This window comes from Streptomyces sp. NPDC102441, assembly GCF_044765585.1.
Taxonomy (GTDB): domain Bacteria; phylum Actinomycetota; class Actinomycetes; order Streptomycetales; family Streptomycetaceae; genus Streptomyces.
This window is the reverse complement of record NZ_JBIWKH010000005.1, coordinates 349,345-369,392: the sequence shown is the minus strand read 5'-3', so window position 1 is coordinate 369,392 and position 20,048 is coordinate 349,345. Positions and strand designations below refer to the sequence as shown.

The 20,048-nt window shown below is 70.4% G+C and carries 20 protein-coding genes and 1 pseudogene; 9 read left to right on the top strand and 12 right to left on the bottom strand.

Annotated features, from left to right (window positions below):
• The first annotated feature begins 5 nt into the window (after positions 1-5).
• From ACIREO_RS13180 to ACIREO_RS13165, 4 genes are read left to right on the top strand one after another with little or no spacing between them, the layout of a single operon-like run.
• Positions 6-965, top strand: a complete 960-nt coding sequence (locus ACIREO_RS13180; protein WP_404108278.1) for an ABC transporter permease — start codon at positions 6-8, stop codon at positions 963-965.
• Positions 962-1,975, top strand: a complete 1,014-nt coding sequence (locus tag ACIREO_RS13175; protein WP_404108276.1) for an ABC transporter ATP-binding protein — start codon at positions 962-964, stop codon at positions 1,973-1,975. Before ACIREO_RS13180 ends, ACIREO_RS13175 begins: the two co-directional genes overlap by 4 nt.
• Complete coding sequence (locus ACIREO_RS13170) at positions 1,968-3,020, top strand: ABC transporter ATP-binding protein (RefSeq protein ID WP_404108273.1); 1,053 nt, start codon at positions 1,968-1,970, stop codon at positions 3,018-3,020. The genes ACIREO_RS13175 and ACIREO_RS13170 overlap by 8 nt, the downstream gene beginning before the upstream one ends.
• A complete protein-coding gene (locus tag ACIREO_RS13165) occupies positions 3,017-3,733 on the top strand; it encodes a TSUP family transporter (RefSeq protein WP_404108270.1) in 717 nt (238 codons plus the stop codon). The genes ACIREO_RS13170 and ACIREO_RS13165 overlap by 4 nt, the downstream gene beginning before the upstream one ends.
• 38 nt (positions 3,734-3,771) lie before the next feature.
• On the opposite strand, the gene ACIREO_RS13160 is transcribed toward ACIREO_RS13165, so the two are convergent.
• Entirely contained in the window at positions 3,772-4,035 is a 264-nt protein-coding gene (locus tag ACIREO_RS13160; RefSeq protein WP_404108267.1) for a DUF5133 domain-containing protein, read from the bottom strand.
• Positions 4,036-4,233: 198 nt separating this feature from the next.
• Between ACIREO_RS13160 and ACIREO_RS13155 the strand changes: the two genes are divergently transcribed.
• On the top strand, positions 4,234-4,878 hold the full coding sequence (locus tag ACIREO_RS13155) for a DUF998 domain-containing protein (protein ID WP_404108264.1): 645 nt from the start codon (positions 4,234-4,236) through the stop codon (positions 4,876-4,878).
• 50 nt (positions 4,879-4,928) lie between these two features.
• Here ACIREO_RS13155 and ACIREO_RS13150 read toward each other — a convergent pair whose 3' ends face one another.
• From ACIREO_RS13150 to kdpF, 8 genes and pseudogenes are all read right to left on the bottom strand, one after another.
• A complete protein-coding gene (locus ACIREO_RS13150; protein ID WP_404108261.1) occupies positions 4,929-5,156 on the bottom strand; it encodes a ferredoxin in 228 nt (75 codons plus the stop codon).
• The gene (locus tag ACIREO_RS13145; protein WP_404108259.1) at positions 5,153-6,346 is read right to left on the bottom strand and encodes a cytochrome P450; all 1,194 of its coding nucleotides are present in this window, start codon (positions 6,344-6,346) and stop codon (positions 5,153-5,155) included. The genes ACIREO_RS13150 and ACIREO_RS13145 overlap by 4 nt, the downstream gene beginning before the upstream one ends.
• A gap of 127 nt (positions 6,347-6,473) precedes the next feature.
• Positions 6,474-7,289: an SAM-dependent methyltransferase gene (locus tag ACIREO_RS13140; RefSeq protein WP_404108257.1), complete on the bottom strand. Its 816-nt coding sequence runs from the start codon at positions 7,287-7,289 to the stop codon at positions 6,474-6,476.
• A 189-nt stretch (positions 7,290-7,478) separates the two neighbouring features.
• Positions 7,479-7,580: pseudogene (locus tag ACIREO_RS13135) on the bottom strand (polysaccharide deacetylase family protein); the annotation flags it as partial.
• Positions 7,581-7,586: 6 nt separating this feature from the next.
• Positions 7,587-8,330 (bottom strand): potassium-transporting ATPase subunit C, encoded by a 744-nt coding sequence (locus tag ACIREO_RS13130; RefSeq protein WP_404108254.1) that lies wholly within the window; start codon positions 8,328-8,330, stop codon positions 7,587-7,589.
• A 21-nt stretch (positions 8,331-8,351) separates the two neighbouring features.
• Positions 8,352-10,451 carry a potassium-transporting ATPase subunit KdpB gene (kdpB, locus tag ACIREO_RS13125; protein ID WP_404108251.1) on the bottom strand — a complete coding sequence of 700 codons (2,100 nt, stop codon included), beginning with the start codon at positions 10,449-10,451 and terminating at the stop codon, positions 8,352-8,354.
• On the bottom strand, positions 10,448-12,112 hold the full coding sequence (kdpA, locus tag ACIREO_RS13120) for a potassium-transporting ATPase subunit KdpA (RefSeq protein ID WP_404108248.1): 1,665 nt from the start codon (positions 12,110-12,112) through the stop codon (positions 10,448-10,450). Before kdpA ends, kdpB begins: the two co-directional genes overlap by 4 nt.
• Positions 12,113-12,120: 8 nt before the next feature.
• Positions 12,121-12,210 (bottom strand): K(+)-transporting ATPase subunit F, encoded by a 90-nt coding sequence (gene kdpF, locus ACIREO_RS13115; protein WP_033304754.1) that lies wholly within the window; start codon positions 12,208-12,210, stop codon positions 12,121-12,123.
• A 350-nt stretch (positions 12,211-12,560) separates the two neighbouring features.
• Between kdpF and ACIREO_RS13110 the strand changes: the two genes are divergently transcribed.
• The 3 genes from ACIREO_RS13110 to ACIREO_RS13100 all read left to right on the top strand — a co-directional run bounded on the left by ACIREO_RS13110 (position 12,561) and on the right by ACIREO_RS13100 (position 16,697).
• Positions 12,561-13,130 (top strand): TetR/AcrR family transcriptional regulator, encoded by a 570-nt coding sequence (locus tag ACIREO_RS13110; protein WP_404108245.1) that lies wholly within the window; start codon positions 12,561-12,563, stop codon positions 13,128-13,130.
• A 56-nt stretch (positions 13,131-13,186) separates the two neighbouring features.
• Positions 13,187-14,371: a GDSL-type esterase/lipase family protein gene (locus tag ACIREO_RS13105; RefSeq protein WP_404108242.1), complete on the top strand. Its 1,185-nt coding sequence runs from the start codon at positions 13,187-13,189 to the stop codon at positions 14,369-14,371.
• Positions 14,372-14,537: 166 nt separating this feature from the next.
• Positions 14,538-16,697: a SpoIIE family protein phosphatase gene (locus ACIREO_RS13100; RefSeq protein ID WP_404108239.1), complete on the top strand. Its 2,160-nt coding sequence runs from the start codon at positions 14,538-14,540 to the stop codon at positions 16,695-16,697.
• A 38-nt stretch (positions 16,698-16,735) separates the two neighbouring features.
• On the opposite strand, the gene ACIREO_RS13095 is transcribed toward ACIREO_RS13100, so the two are convergent.
• Complete coding sequence (locus ACIREO_RS13095) at positions 16,736-17,332, bottom strand: TetR family transcriptional regulator (RefSeq protein WP_404108236.1); 597 nt, start codon at positions 17,330-17,332, stop codon at positions 16,736-16,738.
• 62 nt (positions 17,333-17,394) lie between these two features.
• Between ACIREO_RS13095 and ACIREO_RS13090 the strand changes: the two genes are divergently transcribed.
• Entirely contained in the window at positions 17,395-18,222 is an 828-nt protein-coding gene (locus ACIREO_RS13090; RefSeq protein WP_404108234.1) for a class I SAM-dependent methyltransferase, read from the top strand.
• Between the two features lie 66 nt (positions 18,223-18,288).
• Here the strand turns inward: ACIREO_RS13090 and ACIREO_RS13085 are convergent, their stop codons facing one another.
• The gene (locus ACIREO_RS13085) at positions 18,289-19,734 is read right to left on the bottom strand and encodes a glyceraldehyde-3-phosphate dehydrogenase (protein ID WP_404108231.1); all 1,446 of its coding nucleotides are present in this window, start codon (positions 19,732-19,734) and stop codon (positions 18,289-18,291) included.
• 54 nt (positions 19,735-19,788) lie between these two features.
• The gene (locus tag ACIREO_RS13080) at positions 19,789-19,995 is read right to left on the bottom strand and encodes a hypothetical protein (protein ID WP_404108228.1); all 207 of its coding nucleotides are present in this window, start codon (positions 19,993-19,995) and stop codon (positions 19,789-19,791) included.
• Between the last annotated feature and the right edge of the window lie 53 nt (positions 19,996-20,048).

Genomic DNA, 20,048 nt, shown 5'->3' with positions numbered 1-20,048 from the left:
GCACCATGACCCGAGAAGAGTCCTCCGCCGGGGACGCGGCCTCTCCCGCCCGCACCGCGCAGCCGAGCCGGTGGCGGATGCTGGGCCGGGACCGGGCCGCGGCCGCCGGGGCCGTGATCCTCACCGTGGTCGCCCTCGTGGCCCTCTTCGGACGGCTGTTCATCGGCGACCGCGCGCAGCGACAGGACCTCGGCGCCTCCCTGCGGCCACCGTCCCTGAACGACGGGGCGTACGGGCTGCTCGGCACCGACGTCCTGGGGCGCAGCATGGTGGCCCGGCTGATCGAGGCCGCCGCCACGACGCTGTCCGTGGCCGTCCCGGCCGTGCTGTGCTCCCTGTTGATCGGTTCGGCCCTCGGCCTGTGGGCCGGCTACCACGGGGGGCGCCGCGAGAGCGTGGCCATGCGGTTCGCCGACGTGATCCTCAGCTTTCCCTCGCTGCTTATCGCGGTGGTCGTGCTGTACGTCTTCTCCCCGAGCGCACTGAACCTCGTGCTGATCCTGGCCGTGACCCGTATCCCGGTGTATCTGCGCACCGCGCGCGCGGAGGCGGCGGAGCTGCGGAGCCGGCTGTTCGTGGACGCCGCCCGGACCTTCGGCACAGCCGGCCGGATGATCATCTACCGGCACATTCTGCCGATCGCCCTGCCCACCCTGCTGACGGTCGCCACCCTCGACTTCTGCTTCGTGATGCTCACCGAGTCGTCACTGAGCTTCCTGGGGATCGGAATCCAGCCCCCGGACGTGAGCTGGGGCCTGATGGTCGCCCAGGGGCGGCAGTACCTCCAGACCGCATGGTGGATCACCGTGCTGCCAGGGCTGGCCATCGTGCTCACGACGGTGTCCGCGACCGTGCTCGCCGCCTGGGCCCGCATCGCCACCGACCCCGCCCAGCGCTGGCGCCTGACGCTGCCGAAGAAGCGCCGGACCCCCTCGGCCGCCGTCCCTCCGGAGATGATCCCGTGACGACCACCACCAGCCCCACCCCGTCCGGCACCGACACCCCGGCCCTCGCTGTCGAAGGACTGTGCGTGGACCTGACCACACCTTCCGGGACGGTACGCGCCGTCGACGGCGTCAGCTTCAGCGTCCGTCACGGACGCACCCTGGCCGTCCTGGGCGAATCCGGCTGCGGGAAGTCGATGACCGCTCTGTCCGTGGTCGGGCTGCTGGACCCCGCGGCCTCGGTGACCGGCGGCACCGTCAGGGTCAGGGGCGAGGACACCCTCCGCATGAGCCCGGCGCAACGCCGCAAGCTGGCCGGGCCCGTCCTGTCGATCGTCTTCCAGGACGCGCTTACCGCCCTCAACCCGGTGCAGCCGGTCGGCAGACAGATCGGCGAACCCTTCCGCATCCACCGAGGACTCTCCCGGCGCCAGGCCCACGAGAAGGCCGTCGAGCTGATGACGCGCGTGGGCATCCCCGAACCGAGGCAACGGGCCCGCAGCTATCCCCACCAGTTCTCGGGCGGTATGCGCCAGCGGCTGCTGATCGCGATGGCCGTGGCGCTCGGCCCCGACGTGCTCATCGCCGACGAACCCACCACCGCTCTCGACGTGACCGTGCAGGCGCAGATCATGCGGTTGCTGCGGGACCTCCAGGACGAGCGGGACATGGCCGTCGTACTCATCACCCACGACCTGGCCGTGGTCGCCCAGCGCGCCGACGAGGTGGTCGTGATGTACGCGGGCACGGTCGTGGAGAACGGACCGGTGCAGGACGTCTTCTCCTCCCCCCGCCACCCCTACACCCGGGGGCTGCTGGACTCGGTTCCGGAGGACAGCGTGCGCGGGCGCCCCCTGCCCGCCGTCCCCGGCAGCCCGCCCGAGCTGAGCGCGGTGCCGTCCGGCTGCGTCTTCCAGGCCCGTTGCCCGCTGGTGCGGGAGCGCTGTCTCCAGGAACGCCCGTCCCTGCGTCCCGCGGGCGAGGGCCGTTCGGCCGCCTGCCACTTCTCCGAGGAGCTCGCACGTGTCTGAGCCCCGTGCCACCACAGCCACGTCCGCACCTCGCGCGGACGGCCCGCAGGAGGACCCTCCGCTGCTGGAGGTCCGAGGAGTCACCAAGACCTTCGGCAGCGGCCGGCGCCGGCTGACCGCCCTGGACGGGGTGGACATCCGGATCGGGCGGGGGCAGACCCTCGGGCTCGTCGGCGAGTCGGGCTGCGGCAAATCCACCCTGGCCCGGGTACTGCTCGGGCTGGAGCGCCCGGACTCGGGCACCGTACGGTTCGACGGGACCGACCCCTTCGCCCTGCGCGGCAAGGAACTGCTCGCCTGGCGCCGCCGTGTGCAGATGGTCTTCCAGGACCCCTTCGCATCGCTCAACGCACGCATGTCGGCCGCCGACCTGATCGGCGAGCCGTGGAGCACCCACCGGGACGTCGTACCGGGAGCCAAGGCCCGCGAGAAGCGGATCCGCGAACTGCTCTCCCTGGTCGGGCTCCGGGAGAGTGACGCCCACCGCTACCCCGACGAGTTCTCCGGCGGCCAGCGCCAGCGCATCGGCATCGCGCGCGCGTTGGCCCTCGACCCCGACCTCATCGTCTGCGACGAGCCCGTCTCCGCTCTCGACCTGTCGGTCCAGGCGCAGGTCCTGAACGTCCTCTCGGAGCTGCGTACCCGCCTCGGCGTCACCTACGTCTTCATCTCCCACGACCTGTCCGTGGTGCGCTACATCTCCGACCGGGTGACCGTGATGTACCTGGGCAAGGTCATCGAACAGGGAGAGACGGAGAACGTCTTCGAACACCCCCAGCACCCCTACACCGCCGCGCTGATGTCGGCCGCCCCCGTACTGAAGCCCTCCCGTGACCCCCGCCACCAGGAGATCCACCTCCAGGGGGAGATCCCCTCGCCCTTCGACATTCCCTCCGGGTGCCGCTTCCGTACCCGCTGCTGGCGTGCCGAGGACCGGTGCGCGACCCATACACCTCCGGTCGTCACCAGGGAGACGAACGACGCGGCCGACCCGCACACAGCCCTGTGCCACTTTCCTCTGGAGGAAGGCGCCGCGTGGGTGTGAGCGGCCTCGAATTCGCCCTGCTCTGCGTCACGGTGGGCGTCGGCGCACTGCTCCAGGTCTCCATCGGCTTCGGCCTCGGCATGATCGCCGCACCGGTCTTCGCCCTGGTGGATCCCGCGCTGGCCCCCGTCGCGGTCCTGCTGCTCGCCGGCGGGGTGACGGCGACGGTACTCGTGCGCGAACGCGGCCGGGCGGACCTGCGCGGCTGCGGATGGGCGCTGGTCGGACGGCTGCCCGGAGTGCTGGCGGGCACACTGCTCGTCGTCGCACTCCCCACCCGGTACCTCGCGCTCCTCATCGCCGGTATGGTCCTCGCCGGCGTCGCGGTGAGCATCGCGGGCTACGTCCCGAGGCAGCGGAGGTCCGCGGTGGTCATCGCCGGAATGGTGTCCGGCCTGATGGGAACGGCGACGTCCATCGGCGGTCCGCCCATGGCGATGGTGTGGCAGCGGCTGCGCGGGCCGGAACTGCGCGCCACGATGAGCGCGTTCTTCCTCGTGGGCTCACTCATGAGCCTCGCCGCGCTGACGGCGGCGGGCACAGTCCGGGCGCATGCCCTGCTCGGCGCCGCGCTGCTCACCCCCGCCGCCGTCGCCGGAGTGCTGCTCTCACGGCATCTGACCCGTCGGCTGGACGTACGGCGCACCCGGCTGGCCGCCACGGCACTGGCGGTCGCGGGTGCGTCGGTGCTGGTGGTGCAGCAGTTCGTCTGACCGGCGGCCTCGCCAGGAGGAACGGGGCCGATGGCCTCTCAGGCGGTCTGGAGGCGGCCGTCCTGCGCCGCGCCGTCGGGCCGGCGCAGCGCGGGGGAGACCGAGGTCCGCATCCCGAGCATGGTGTCGGCGATGTGGAGGGCGTGCGGAACGGCCTGGGTACCCGTCATCACGCACAGCGTGTAGGCGGCGTCCTCCGACGCGCGCGCGGTGGCGACGGTGGAGCGCCGCGAGTCCTCGATCCGCGCGTCGGCGTAGCGGGCCAGAGCGACTCGCAGGTCCTGAGGACTGGGTGTCAGCACAGCAGGGTTCTCCTCTGTTCGGATTTACTTCCGGTGCGGCGCGCAGGGACACGGGAGCCGTCGTCGGTCCGGCCGGGCGGTGCGGTTCGACACGCCGTCATGTGACCCGCCGCCAGACGTGTACCCGCTTGTGAGCGGAGTACGCCATCGCCTGCGTGTACACCGGCGATTGCGGGCCGGGCGTTCTACCGTTCACCGATGCGGTCTGTCTCCTGGTGGGTCCTGTTCTCCTCGTCGTGTGCCCCGGTCCTGCTCGTCGGCGGCTGGGCGGTCTCGGCGCAGCTTCAGGGGCCTGGCTACGATCCCGCGACGACGACGATCAGCATCCTGGCCGCCGACGGCGCCGCCGGGTACTGGGTGATGACGTCGGCCCTGCTCGCCCTCGGAGCCTGCCATGTGGTCACCGCGTGCGGACTGCGACCCGCCGCACCGTTCGGACGGGTGGCGCTGGCCGGCGGCGGGCTCTCGGCGATGATGCTGGCCCTGTTCCCGGCCCCGAGCAGCGGTGGCTCGTTCTCCCACGGCGTGGTCGTGGCCGTGGCTTTCGCGCTGCTCGCGGTGTGGCCGGTTCTGGCCGTGCGACGCGGCGTTTTCGGCCCGCGGGCCAGGTCCGGGCCGGGCGCGGCCGGCGGGCCGCGCGCGGCGGCTCCGCCGTGGGCGCTGCGGCCCTGGCCGTCCGTCACGGCGGCCGCGCTGATGTGGCTCGGCGGCGCGTGGTTCCTGCTCGCCCTCTTCGTACTCGACACGGCGGGGGCGGCCGAGCGGGTCCTCACGTTCGCGCAGTCGTTCTGGCCTCTCGTCGTGGTCCTGTCCTGCGTCCGGGGCGCGGGACAGCCGGCATGAGGAACGGCCGGCCGGGGCGCCGCCGGACGCGGGCAGCCCGGCCCCCTCGCTCAGGGGCGCGGCCCGATGGGACGGCCCCCGTCGCGGACGAGGATCGCCGACGCGGGGCACGAGTCCGCGGCGTCCAGCGCACGTTCGTCAGGAGCTATCCGCTCCTGGACCGGCCGGGCCCGGTCCTCGTCGTCCAGGGCGTACAGATCGGACGCCATCCCCACGCACATGCCCGAGCCCATGCACAGTTCGCGGTCCACCTCCGTCGTCCACGCCACGGCGGTCACCACCCCACCGGCATCTCACGCGGACCACGCACGAGCATCTGGTCCTTCCATTTCACGTCCCCCGCGACATGCAGGGCGGGGAAGCGGACGAGCAGCGCTTCCAGCGCCTCCTGAAGCTCCAGCCTGGCGAGCGGTGCGCCGAGACAGTGGTGGACGCCGTGACCGAAGCCCAGATGCTGGACTCCTGTCCGGGCGACGTCGAGGCGTCCGGCGCCCTCGAACTTCAGGGCGTCGCGGTTGGCGGCGCCGACCGCGACGAGCACGGGCTCACCGGCCCGGACGAGCGTGCCGCCGACCTCCACGTCCTCCGTCGCATACCGGGGAAAGCCCGCGCCGCTGCCGAGCGGGACGAACCGCATCAGCTCCTCGACCGCCCCGCGGATCAGCTCGGGGCTCTCCCGCAGCAGCTTCAGCTGGTCAGGATGGTCGAGCAGCGCGTACACGAAGTTGGGGATCTGGGTCGCGGTGGTCTCATGGCCGGCGACGAGGATGCCGACGCACAGGTCGACCAGTTCCAGTTCGGTGAGCCGGTCCCCGGTGTCGCGGGCCTCGATCAGCCCCGTCATCAGGTCCTGCCGGGGGTTGCGCCGGTGTTCCTCGATCAGCGAACCCATGTACGCGCGCAGTTCCTCACGGCTGCGCAGGAACTCCTCGGCCGTGAGGGAGCTGGTGGAGAGGGCGGCGTCGCTCCAGGCCCGGAACCTGGGGCGGTCCTCCTCCGGGACGCCGAGCATGCGGCAGATGACCGCGACGGGAATCGGCAGCGCGTAGTGCTCCACCAGGTCGGCCGGCTGTCCCTGGGCCTCCATCCTGTCGAGCAGGCCGGCGGCCAGCTCTCGTACCCAGGGCCGCAACTTCTCCACCTGGTGCACGGTGAACGCCTTCGCCACCAGGGTGCGCAGCCGGGTGTGTCCCGGAGGGTCCATGCTCAGGATGCCGCTGTCCCGGCTCCCCTCGGACTGTCGCGGTTCGTCGTGGCGCAGGGCCTCCGCCCGGCTGAATCGGCGGTCGCCGAGTACCAGGCGCGCGTCGGCGTAGCGGGTGGCCAGCCACGCGGGGTCTCCGTACGTCATGCGCACGCGGACGAGCCCGGGCCGTTCCAGAGCCTCCTGGTAGGCGTCTGCCAGGCCCAGCCCGGCCGGCTCGTTGAAGGGGTACGGTACGGGCGTCTCTCCGGCTGTGGCCGTCATTGTGTTGCCTCCCTGTATCGCGGCGGATCACCCGAGAATCAGGGGGCGCCGCCGACGAGGTCAACAGCGCCTTGTCGGCCAACTCCGGCCCCGCCCCGGGGAGCGGTGGCCAGAGACGGGGCCGGGGCTACGACTTGCGGCCCACCGCCACATAGCCGGCGCTGATGATGTCGTCCTGGCCGGGAACCGGCTCACCGAGCCCGGGGTGCCAGGCCTCCGCTGCCACGATGCCGGGCTCGACGATGTCGAGGCCGTCGAAGAAGCGGGCGAACTGATCACGGGTGCGGGGCGCCAGGGTGAGCGTGTTGGCCTTGTACATCTCGTTGACCTTGCCGGCCTCGGCCGGGTGGAAGTCGGCGGTGAGGTGCGAGATCACCACGTGGCTGCCGGGCGCGAGCACCTCGGTCAGCCGGGCCACCAGCTCGTAGGCGCCGTCCTCGTCACTGACGAAGTGCAGCAGCGAGATCAACGAGAGTGCGACGGGCCGGCTGAAGTCCAGGGTCCTGCCCGCGTGTTCGAGAATGGCGTCCACGTCCCGGGCGTCCGCCTGCACATAGTCGATGGAGCCCTCCGTGGTGCCCTTGAGCAGGGCCTCGGCGTGCGCCAGGACGATCGGATCGTTGTCGCAGTAGACGACCCGCGTGGCCGGCGCCGCCTGCTGGGCCACCTGGTGCAGATTCGGCTCGGTGGGTATCCCCGTACCGATGTCGAGGAACTGCCGGATCCCCTGGTCGGTCAGCCACCGGGTGGCGCGGTGCATGAAGGCCCGGTTCACCTTCGCCATGACCGGGACGGAGGGTTCGACGGCAAGCATCTGCCGGCCCAACGCCTCGTCCACCGGGTAGTTGTCCTTGCCGCCGAGGAACCAGTCGTACATCCGGGCGGGGTGGGGTCTGCTGGTGTCGATGCGCAGGGCGGGGGCATCGTTCTCCGGTCGGGACATGGTGAACTCCTGGGTGTGCGCGGCAGCGGATGATCAGCGTGCGACCAGGATAGGCAACGTGAGCGCCCATCACGTCGGCAGGAGCCCAACTCGGCTTCCCGGCAAGGCCGTACGCGGACGCGGCGGGCCGGTGGGGGCGGCGGGCAGGGCCGCCGCCCCCACCGGCCCGGAAACGCCAGGCTGTCAGCCGGGGGCCACGGCGCGGCCGGTCTGCGGCGAGATCATGCCGGCGCACAGCCCTCTGTTCGCCAGGTCCTGCGCGATGCGCGGGATGGCCGCGAGCGTGTTGGCTTATGGTCAATGAAGGTGGTCTTCGTTGTTGCGCTCTCTGGAGTTCTGATCAGAATTCGAGCCCAAAGAGTTCGAAACTTTCGGGGCGTCCCGGAGTGCGACATTGAGCTCCAGAACGTTGACCCGGGGCTCGCCCATGAACCCGAGGGCACGGCCCTCGGTGTGATCGGCCACAAGCTCCGCCACCTGCCGCACGGGGAGGTTGTTCCTCTGGGCGACCCGGTGGACCTGGAGTTTCGCGTACGCCGGGGAGATGTGCGGGTCGAGACCCGATCCCGAGGAGGTGACGGCGTCGGCCGGCACGTCCTGGGGTCGCACCTTGTGGGACGGGGTGGAGTTGTCCGCCACGACCGCCGCCTTCGCCTCGGTGACCCACTCGACCAGGTCGGCGTTGTCCGCCGAGCGGTTGGTGGCACCTGAGAGGATCAGTGAGTACTGGAGGTTCACACTGTTGCTGCCCAGACCGTTCGACGGGCGGGGCTGGAACCACTTCAGGTCAGGCTTCGCCACCTCGTCCGGGTCGTCGGGGTTCTGCTTCGGCAGGTTGTACGTCTGCCCGATCAGGGACGATCCGACGGTCCGGCCGTTCCCGTCACCGCTCTCGGAACCGTTGGCCTTTTCGCTGAAGAGCGCCTGGGCGACGCCCGTGACGGCGAGCGGGTAGAGGACGCCGCAGATGACGCTGAGGACGAGCAGGGCGCGCAGCCCCGCTCCGAGGAGGCGGGCGGTGTTCTTGAGGGAGGTGCGCATGGCTGATCAGCCGTTTCTGGTTCAGGAGAGCCCGGGAACGAGGGAGAGGAGCAGGTCGATGAGCTTGATGCCGATGAACGGGGCGACCAGGCCGCCGAGTCCGTAGATCCCGAGGTTGCGCCGCAGCATCCTGTCGGCGCCGGCCGGCCGGTACCTGACGCCCTTGAGGGCGAGCGGCACGAGGGCGATGATGATCAGCGCGTTGAAGATGACGGCGGACAGGATCGCGGACTCGGGTGACGCGAGACCCATGATGTTCAGCTTGTCCAGGCCCGGGTGGACCACGGCGAACATGGCCGGGATGATCGCGAAGTACTTCGCTACGTCGTTGGCGATGGAGAAGGTGGTCAGGGCGCCCCGGGTGATGAGGAGCTGTTTGCCGATTCCCACGATCTCGATGAGCTTGGTGGGGTCGGAGTCCAGGTCCACCATGTTCCCGGCCTCCTTGGCGGCCGAGGTGCCGGTGTTCATCGCCACGCCGACATCCGCTTGGGCCAGCGCCGGGGCGTCGTTGGTGCCGTCGCCCGTCATCGCGACGAGCTTGCCGCCCGCCTGCTCCCGCTTGATGAGGGCCATCTTGTCCTCGGGGGTGGCCTCGGCGAGGAAGTCGTCGACTCCCGCCTCGTCGGCGATCGCTTTGGCGGTCAGCGGGTTGTCACCCGTGATCATGACGGTTCTGATGCCCATCCGCCGCAGTTCGTCGAAGCGCTCCCGCATGCCGTCCTTGACGACGTCCTTGAGGTGGATGACGCCCAGGATCCGCGCACCCTTCGCGTCCTCGACGGCGACGAGCAGCGGGGTGCCGCCCGCCTCCGAGATCCGGCCGGCGAGGGAGCCGGCGTCGTCGGCGACGTGGCCTCCCCGCGCCCGCACCCACGCGACGACCGAACCCGCCGCACCCTTGCGGGCCTTGAGACCGTCCACGTCCACCCCGGACATACGGGTCTGAGCCGTGAAGGCGACCCATGTGGCGTGCGAGACATCGCCCTGGTGGCGTCCGCGAAGACCGTACTTCTCCTTCGCGAGGACCACGACCGAGCGGCCTTCGGGGGTCTCGTCGGCCAGCGACGACAGCTGGGCGGCGTCGGCCAGCTCCGCCTCGGTCGCACCCCTCACCGGTACGAACTCCGCGGCCTGCCGGTTCCCGAGTGTGATCGTGCCGGTCTTGTCGAGCAGCAGCGTCGAGACGTCACCCGCCGCCTCCACCGCGCGTCCCGACATGGCCAGCACATTGCGCTGGACGAGACGGTCCATTCCCGCGATGCCGATCGCGGAGAGGAGGGCGCCGATGGTCGTCGGGATCAGGCAGACCAGCAGCGCCGCCAGCACGATCATGGACTGTCTGGCGCCGGCGTAGATCGCGAACGGCTGGAGGGTGACGACGGCGAGCAGGAAGACGACGGTCAGCGAGGCGAGCAGTATGTTCAGCGCGATCTCGTTGGGTGTCTTCTGCCGGGCGGCGCCCTCGACCAGGGCGATCATCCGGTCGATGAAGGTCTTCCCCGGCTCGGTGGTGATCCTTACGACGATCCGGTCGGAGAGCACCTTCGTGCCGCCGGTGACGGCACTGCGGTCGCCGCCCGACTCCCGGATCACCGGGGCGGATTCGCCGGTGACGGCCGACTCGTCGACGGACGCCACGCCCTCGACGACGTCACCGTCGCCGGGGATGATGTCGCCGGCCTCGCAGACGACCAGGTCACCGACGCGCAGCTCGGTGCCGGGCACCTCCACCTCGTCACGGCCGTCCAGCCGGCGGGCGACCGTGTCGGTCTTCGCCTTGCGCAGGGTGTCGGCCTGGGCCTTGCCGCGCCCCTCGGCGACGGCCTCGGCGAGGTTGGCGAAGACGGTGGTCAGCCACAGCCAGGCCGTGATGGCCCAGCCGAACCAGTCACCCGGGTCCTGGAGTGCCAGCAGGGTGGTGGCCACCGAGCCGACGAGCACCACGAACATGACGGGAGCCTTGATCATGACGCGTGGATCGAGCTTCCTCAACGCGTCCGGGAAGGACCTCAGCAGCTGCTTCGGGTCGAAGAGACCCCCGCCGACACGGCCGGACGCGGCGGCGCCGTCGCCGGACCGGTCTTCGTGCGGGGCGCGGGTGGGGGTGACGGTACTCATGAGGCGAGTCCTTCGGCGAGCGGCCCCAGCGCCAGGGCCGGGAAGTAGGTCAGACCGGTGAGGATGAGGATCGTGCCGACGAGCAGACCCGCGTAGAGGGGCTTGTCGGTCCGCAGCGTGCCCGCTGTGGAGGGGACCGGGTGCTGCTCGGCGAGCGAGCCGGCCAGTGCCAGGACGAACACGATCGGCAGGAAACGGCCGAGCAGCATCGCGATCCCGATGGTGGTGTTGAACCACTGGGTGTCGGCGTCGAGCCCGGCGAAGGCGGAGCCGTTGTTGTTGGCGCCGGAGGTGTAGGCGTAGAGGATCTCGGAGAACCCGTGCGCGCCGCTGTTGGTCATCGAGTCGGCCGGAGTGGGCAAAGCCATAGCCACCGCGGTGAAGCAGAGCACCAGCGCCGGCGTGATCAGGATGTAGCACGCCGCGAGCTTGATCTGCCGGGTGCCGATCTTCTTTCCGAGGTACTCGGGTGTACGGCCGACCATGAGGCCGGCGATGAACACGGCGATGACCGCCATGACCAGCATGCCGTAGAGACCGGATCCGACACCGCCGGGCGCGATCTCTCCCAACTGCATGCCGAGCATGGTGATGCCGCCGCCCAGCCCCGTGTACGAGGAGTGGAAGGAGTTCACCGCACCGGTCGACGTGAGGGTGGTCGCCACGGCGAAGACCGACGATCCGCCGATGCCGAACCGTGTCTCCTTGCCCTCCATCGAGCCGCCGGCGATATCGAGAGCCGGGCCGTGGTGGGCGAACTCCGTCCACATCATCAGGGCCGTGAAGGCGAGCCAGATGGTGGCCGTCGTGGCGAGAATCGCGTAGCCCTGCCGCAGGTTGCCGACCATGCGGCCGAAGGTGCGGGTCAGCGCGGACGGGATCAGGAGGATCAGGAAGATCTCGAACAGGTTGGAGAAGGGGCTCGGATTCTCGAAGGGGTGGGCGGAGTTGGCGTTGAAGTAGCCGCCACCGTTCGTACCCAGCTCCTTGATGACCTCCTGCGAGGCGACCGCGCCGCCGTTCCACTGTTGCGTGCCGCCCGTGAACTGCCCGACCTCGTGGATGCCGGAGAAGTTCTGGATGACACCGCACGCGACCAGCACGACCGCGCCGATCACGGCGATCGGCAGCAGGATGCGTACGGTGCCGCGCACCAGGTCCGTCCAGAAGTTCCCGAGCTCGCCGGTGAGGGAGCGCGAGAACCCGCGTACGAGGGCCACGGCCACGGCCATGCCGACGGCGGCCGAGACGAAGTTCTGCACCGCGAGACCGCCGGTCTGCACGACGTGGCCCATGGTCTGTTCGCCGTAGTACGACTGCCAGTTGGTGTTCGTCACGAAGGACGCCGCCGTGTTGAACGCCTGGTCCGGGTCGATCGACCCGAAGCCGAGCGAACCGGGCAGAGTCCCCTGGAGGCGCTGAAGCGCGTAGAGGAAGAGGACACTCACCGCGGAGAAGGCGAGCACGCCGCGCACATAGGCCGGCCAGCGCATGGATGCCGACGGGTCGGCGCCGACGGCACGGTAGATCCACTTCTCCGGCCGGTAATGCTTTTCCGAGGAGTAGACCCGGGCCATGTGGTCACCGAGCGGACGGTATGCCAGGGCAAGCGCGGACATCAGCGCGAGCAACTGGAGCACACCAGCTGTTACGGGGCTCATATCGGGCCTCAGAACCTCTCCGGGTACACGAGTGCAAGGACGAGGTACACCAGCAGGGAGACGGCCACGACCAGGCCGGCGATGTTCTCGGCGGTCACAGCTTCGTCACCCCCTTGGCTATGAGAGCCACCAGTGCGAAAACCGCGATCGTGATGGCGACGAAGGCCGGATCGGCCATCGTGAGCTCCTGTGTGAAGAGAACGGAATGGAATCGGCCCGTGCGGCCGACCAGAAGCAAACCGCGAGGTGAGCCGCGTGTTGAGTACCTTTGACGGGCTCCATACGGAAGGGCCGGAGTTCTTGACGCGGCCCGTACGCGGAGGCGGCGGCGCCCTCGCGAGCCGGTTCCCCGGACGGCACCTCGGCGGTCCATAACTTAATAACCGTTGTGATTTGCCTAGGAGGACTAGGTAAATGCATAATCGAATCTGCTGAAGGGGAGGTGGCCATGGCGAGAGCAGGGCTGACCGCGGAGCGTCTGACACAGGCCGGGGCGGACATGGCCGACGAGGTCGGCTTCGACAACGTGACCGTCGCGGCACTCGCCCGGCAGTTCGGGGTCAAGGACGCGAGTCTCTACTCGCATCTGAAGAACTCCCAGGACCTCAGGACGAGGATCGCCCTGCTGGCCCTGGCTGAACTGGCCGACCGCGTCGCCGCCGCGCTGGCCGGGCGCGCCGGCAAGGACGCGCTGGAGGCGTTCGCGAACGCCTACCGCGACTTCGCCAGGGAGCACCCGGGCCGCTACGCCGCGGCGCAGCTCAGGCTCGACCCGGAGGCGGCCGCCGCCAGCGCCGGTGGCAGGCACGCCCAGATGACGCGGGCGATCCTGCGGGGCTACGACCTGACGGAGCCGGACCAGACACACGCGGTCCGGCTGCTGGGCAGCGTCTTCCACGGCTACATCAGCCTGGAATCGGGCGGAAGCTTCAGCCACAGCGCCCCCGGCACGCAGGAGACCTGGTCACGGGTCCTGGATGCCCTCGACGCCCTGCTGCGGAACTGGCCCGCGCCCTGAATCCTGCCGGACCTTCCCGGCCGACCCGGACACGCACAACGGAACAGGTACGAAGAATGAGCACCCAGCCCCAGCTGATAACCACCCCCCTCACCGAAGACCTCCTGCGCGGGGCCCTCGAACTGGAGCGCACCGAGCACGGTCTGCTGCCGCACCGGCTGCCCGCCCGTGCGCGCGCCCAGAACACCGACGGCCAGCTGGCCATGGCGGAGGCCCAGCCCTCCGGCGTGCGACTCGTCCTGCGTACCCGGGCCACCGTCGTCGAACTGGACACCCTGTCCACCAAGCGGGTGTACGTGGGTGCCCCGCCCCGGCCGGACGGTATCTACGACCTGCTGGTCGACGGCCGCCTCGCGGACCAGGCCTCCGTGACCGGCGGCAACACCCTGACCATCGACATGACCACCGGATCCGCGGATCTCGCGGCGGGCCCGGCCGGAACACTCCGCTTCAGCGGTCTGTCCGCCGGTCCGAAGGTCATCGAGATCTGGCTGCCGCACAACGAGACCACCGAGCTGGTCGCCCTGCGCACCGACGCGCCGGTCGAGCCGGTCCCGGACCCGGGCCGGGCGGTGTGGCTGCATCACGGCAGCTCGATCAGTCACGGCTCCGACGCCGCGAGCCCCACCGCCATCTGGCCCGCGCGGGCCGCCGCCCTCGGCGGGGTGGAGCTGGTCAACCTGGGATTCGGCGGCAGCGCCCTGCTGGACCCGTTCACCGCCCGCGCGCTGCGTGACACTCCGGCGGACCGGATCAGTGTCAAGCTCGGCATCAACCTGGTCAACGCGGACGTGATGCGCCTGCGCGCCTTCGCCCCTGCCGTCCACGGCTTCCTCGACACGATCCGCGAAGGCCACCCCACCACGCCGCTGCTGGTCGTCTCGCCCATCCTGTGCCCCATCCACGAGAACACGCCCGGCCCCAGCGCGCCGGACTTCAGCGCCATCGGCGAGGGCAGGCTGTACTTCCGTGCCATGGGAGACCCCGTCGAAACGGCCGCCGGAAAGCTCACACTGAGCGTCATCAGGGATGAACTCTCCCGCATCGTCGAGCAGCGGGCGGCCGAGGACCCGAACCTGTACCACCTCGACGGCCGCGAACTCTACGGCGAGGCCGACGCCGCCGAGCTGCCCCTCCCCGACGCCCTGCACCCCGACGCCGCCACGCACCTCCGCATCGGCGAACGCTTCGCGAAGCTGGCGTTCGGCGCGGGCGGTCCGCTCGCCGTCGCAGAGGGCTGAGCGCGCGACCGGGGGCCGCCGTCCCCGCCGGCCGGCTGAGCCAATCGGCTGTGCCCGGGGGAGGGGGCGGTTGAGGGAGCGGACCCGCAAGGGCATTCTTGAACAAAGGTCGCATATGTATGTTCGTGGGCGGCCTGCCTAGGCGGTGAGGACGAGTGATGGGCCCATGAGCATGGACGAGACCGCGCGCCCCGGTCCGCCTGCGGGCCCCAGCGCGCCCGAGTCCGCCGGTGACAGGCCCCCCGCCGACGTACTGTCCGAGCGGATGCGCAGTCGGATCCTGGAGCAGCTGCCGGTACTGGTCGCGTACTTCGGCCCGGACCAGACGCTCGCCATGGTCAACAAGGCGTCGGCGGCCTCCGTCGGCAGGACCGAGGCTGCCATGCTCGGGCTGCAGCCCGGCGAGGTGGAGCCCGGACTTGTCCTGGAGGGCGGTGAAGGCCTCGCGGAGGCGATCGCCCGGGTGCTGAGGACGGGCGTGGGGGAGCCCTACGAGACACACCTCGTGGTGAGTGACAGCGAGCACATCTGGCAGGCGGCGCTGGCGCCCGTACGGAACGCGGCCGGCGAGGTCCAGGGCGTGACCGTCGTGACACTGGATACGACCGAACAGTTCTGGGCGCGGAAACGCATGGCCATGCTGAACAAGGCCAGCAGGCGCATCGGCAGCACCCTCGACCTGGGCCGCACCGCCGAGGAGCTGGCGGAACTCGCCGTCGAGGACTTCGCCGACTTCGCCGCCGTCGACCTGCTCTCCGAGGTGCTCACGGGCGACGAGGCGCGTTCGATTCTGCACAGGGACACGATCAGCTTCCACCGGGTGGCGCAGCGGTCCGTGCTCGACGGATGCCCCGAAGCGCTCTTCTCGATCGGTGAGACCCATACGTACGACCGGAGCTCCGAGGTGGGCCGCACCGTGGTCATGGGGGATCCGGTGAGCTTCGTCGTCGACGAGGAGGTGCTGCGGCGTTGGGAGTCGGAGGAGCCCGACCGGACGCGGAGCATGCGTGAGAACAGGATCCATTCGGTGCTGGTGGCCCCGCTGCGGGCCCGTGGCATCACCCTCGGCACGGCGCTGTTCTGCCGGCACCGCACACCCGGGCGGTTCTCCGCGGCGGATCTCGAGCTCGCCGCCGAACTCGTCTCACGGGCGGCCGTGTGCGTGGACAACGCCCGTCGTTACACCCGCGAGCGCGCCACGGCGCTCGCCCTGCAGCGCAGCCTGCTGCCACGGCGGGCGGCCCGCCAGAAGGCCGTCGAGGTCACGGCACGTTATCTCCCGAACACCAACGGCGCGGGCATCGGAGGGGACTGGTTCGACGTCATCCCGCTGTCCGGGGCCCGCGTCGCGCTGGTGGTCGGCGACGTCGTCGGCCACGGTCTCCACGCCTCGGCCACCATGGGCAGGCTCCGCACCGCCGTACGGACACTCGCCGATGTGGACCTCGCACCCGAGGAACTCCTGACCCAGCTCGACGAACTGGTGCTCACCCTCGACCGTGAACAGCCGGCGGACAGCCCCGAGGGCGGACAGGTCGCCGGCGCGACCTGTCTGTACGCCGTCTACGACCCGGCGACAGGACGCTGCACGATGGCCAGGGCCGGGCACCCCGAGCCGATGCTGGCCTGCCCCGACGGCACCGTGAGACAGCTGGCACTGCCCTCCGGTCCGCCGCTCGGGGTGGGCGGCCTGACCTTCGAGGGGGCCGAGTTCGAACTGCCCGAGGGCAGCCGGCTCGCCCTGTACACGGACGGTCTCATCGAGACGGCGGGCCGGGACGTCGATCATGCTCTCGCCGAGTTCCGTGATCTGCTCCGCCGCCCCGAGCTCTCCCTCGAAGAGGCCTGCGATACTGTCATGGACACGCTGGTGGCCGAGCAGCCGAACGACGACGTCGCCCTGCTGATGGCCCGTACCAGGCGGCTCGACGCCGGCCACTACGCCTCCTGGGACCTCGCCACGGATCCGGCCGTCGTCTCGAACGCGCGTAAACGTGTCGCCGCGCAACTCGAGGCATGGGGCCTGGACGACGCCGTGTTCACCACAGAGCTGGTCGTCAGCGAGCTGGTCACCAACGCCATCCGCTACGGGGGTGATCCCATCCGGCTCCGCCTCATCCGGGACACCGCGCTCATCTGTGAGGTCTTCGACGGCAGCAGCACAGCCCCTCACCTGCGCCGCGCCCGGATCTACGACGAAGGGGGGCGCGGCCTCCTGCTCGTCGCGAGTCTCACCCAGCGCTGGGGTACCCGCTACTCCCACACCGGCAAGACGATCTGGGCCGAACAGCCGCTGCCGGACGGGGAAGCGGCGGACCTGTACTGAGGGCCGGGTCGGAGTCAGGTGTGGAATCAGGCGCCTGGTCAGGCCGGTTCACGGATGACGCCCGCGAGGACCGTGGTCACCATCCTGCGGACCGCACCGGCGTCCGGCGGGGCGCCGTTCCGGTCACCGTGGAGCAGATGGCCGGCCCCGACGAGAGTGGGTGCGAGCGTGTCGATGTCCGTATCCGTGTCGATGCGGCCCAGGTCACGCTCCGCGGCGAGGTAGGAGGCCGCCATGGCCACCCCTTCCGACAGGATGGGGACGCCGGCCGGCCAGGTCCGGCGCAGCCTGGCGCGCAGCTCGTCGCGGAAGGTGATGAGGGGGATGACCGCCACCGCGACCGGACCGAACAGAGCTGCCAGCGCGCGGGCGAGGTTGTCGGCGACGGATCCTGTCCCCGCGGAGTCGCGCAGGGTGGCGGCCAGGGTCTCCACCTCGCGGGTGCGGGCCAGGACGAGTGCTGCGAGGAAGTCGTCGAAGTCGGTGAAGTGCCGGTGCAGGACGCCCTTGGCGCAGCCTGCCTCCGTGGTGACCGCCCGGCTGGTCAGCGCACTCGGCCCGTCCCGGAGCAGGACACGTTCGGCGGCGTCGAACAACTGCTGACGCGCGTCACGGATGTGTACCCCTGTAGGCATGGCGCTTCCCTTCTCTGCCCGGCCCGTTGTTCTAGTGGGCATGCGCCCACTAGGGTGGGCGCATGCCCACTCTACCGAAGAAGCAGTCAGGCCCCCCTGGAGGCGATCCTCATCGGGCCCGGGAGGTGGCGGAGTCCTTCGGCTCGGACGCCGAGCGTTACGACCGGGCCCGCCCCCCTTATCCCGACGCCCTGGTCGAGGCGGTGATCGCCGGCTGTCCCGGCTCCCGCGTCCTCGATGTCGGCTGTGGCACGGGAATCGGAGCCCGGCAGTTCCTCGCGGCCGGCTGCACGGTCCTCGGGGTCGACCCCGACGCGCGAATGGCCGGCATCGCACGGCACAGCGGCATCGATGTCGAGGTGGCGGCCTTCGAGGCCTGGGACCCGGCGGGCCGCCTGTTCGACATGGTGGTCGCGGGGCAGGCCTGGCACTGGATCGAGCCGGCGGCCGGTGCGGCCAAGGCCGCGCGGGCGCTGCGCCACGGAGGGAGGCTGGCGGCGTTCTGGCATGTCTTCGAGCCCCCGCCCGAGGTGGCGGATGCCTTCGCCACGGCCTACCGGCGGGAGGCGCCCGATTCTCCGTTCGGCCGGCAGCCGGCCGGGCGGCCCGGAGACGCGTACGCGGTGATACTCGACAGGGCCGCCGACGGGATCCGTGAGGCAGGCGGCTTCGGTGGCCCCGAGCGGTGGCGCTTCGACTGGGAGAGGGTCTACACCCGGGACGAATGGCTGGACCTGTTGCCCACTCAGGGGTCCCTGACCGGGCTCCCGTCGGAGCGGCTGGCAAGGGTGCTGGAGAAGGTCGGGACCGCGATCGACGCGATGGGCGGCCGTTTCACGATGTCCTCCGCCACGGTGGCGATCGCCGCCACCCGTACCGGGAGCTCCTGACCGTGTTCGACGAGGGCTCCCCGTGCCGCCTCGCGGCACCGGAAGCCCTCGCGCCTCACGTCCGGATCAGACCGCCGGGGCCGGGTAGGTCGGGTACTCGACGCCGGAGACGTGCTGGACGACCCGGATGACCTGCGAGGAGTAGCCGAACTCGTTGTCGTACCAGAGGTAGAGGATCGCGTTGTCGCCCTCGACCTTCGTGGCGCCGGCGTCGACGATCGAGGCGTGGCGCGAACCGATGAAGTCGCTGGAGACCGCGTCGGGAGCGGTGATGAAGTCGATCTGACGCCTGAGCGGCGAGGTCAGCGACACGTTACGGAGGTGGCCGAGAACCTCCTCGCGGTCGGTGCCGCGCGCGAGCTGCAGGTTCAGGATCGCGATCGAGACGTCCGGCACCGGGACCCTGATGGAGCTGCCGGTGATCTTCGCCTGGAGGTCGGGCAGGGCTTTGGCGACGGCGGAGGCGGCACCCGTCTCGGTGATGACCATGTTGAGCGGGGCCGAGCGGCCCCGGCGGTCCGAGTTATGGTAATTGTCCAGCAGGTTCTGGTCGTTGGTGAACGAGTGGACGGTCTCCACATGGCCGCGCAGCACGCCGTACTCGTCCGCCATCGCCTTCAGCGGCGGGACGATGGCGTTGGTGGTGCAGGAGGCACAGGAGATGATCTGCTCGTCCGGCTTGATCATGTCGTGGTTGACGCCGTGCACGATGTTGGGGACGTCGCCCTTGCCGGGCGCGGTCAGGACGACCTTCGCGACGCCGGGGCCCAGGTGCCTGGACAGGCCCTCGCGGTCACGCCACCGGCCGGTGTTGTCGATGAGGATGGCGTCCTTGATGCCGTGCGCCGTGTAGTCCACCGAGGCCGGGTCGTCGGAGTAGATCACCTGGATCTCGTTGCCGTTGGCGATGATCCTGCTGTTCGCCTCGTCGACGGTGATCGTGCCCTGGAACTGGCCGTGGATGGAGTCGCGGCGCAGCAGCGAGGCGCGCTTCACCAGGTCCTGCCCGGCGCCCTGGCGTACGACGATGGCGCGCAGCCGCAGTCCGTTGCCGGAGCCGGTCTTCTCGATGAGCAGGCGGGCCAGCAGGCGGCCGATGCGGCCGAACCCGTAGAGGACCACATCGCGCGCCTCGCGGCGCTCCGTCTTGTTGGTGCCGGTCGCGCCCACCACGGCCTCGGCGGTGAAGTCCTCCACCGACAGGCCGCGTTCGTCCGTCCGGTACGTCGCGGCGAGCATCCCGAGGTCGATCTGCGACGGGCCGAGGTCCAGCGCGGTGAGAGCGTGCAGGAACGGCAGCGTCTCGGTGACCGAGAGCTCCTCGCCGGCTATCTGGCGGGCGAACCGGTGGGTCTTGAGGATGCTGACCACCGACTTGTTCACCAGGGAGCGGCTGTGGAGCAGGATCGTGACGTCCCGCTCCCGGTGCAGCTTCCCGATGATCGGGATCATCGACTCCGCGATCTCCTCGCGGGTCTTCCAATTGGTGAACGAGTCCTCGGTGGCAGTCACAAGTCCATCTTTCGAGCTAGGCGGTGCTCATATGTTAACCGCACCGGATTTTGATCAGGCAGCCCGGTGCTCGAACTCCACCCCCTCCCACGGAACCTCGGCGGGAAGGGCTCCGCGCGGCGCCGGCCGGCCGGTTCGGTCTCGTACGGCGATGCCCGCGGCCTCCAGCCGGGTGGGCATCAGATCCACCGTGCCGACGGGCCGACGGCCGGGTCCGCCGCCGGTGAAGCCGGGACCGGTGAGCGCCGGCGGCACCCGCACGGACGACTCGTGGGCGGAGCGTTTGTACTCGTTGTTACGCGTGCGGAAGTGGG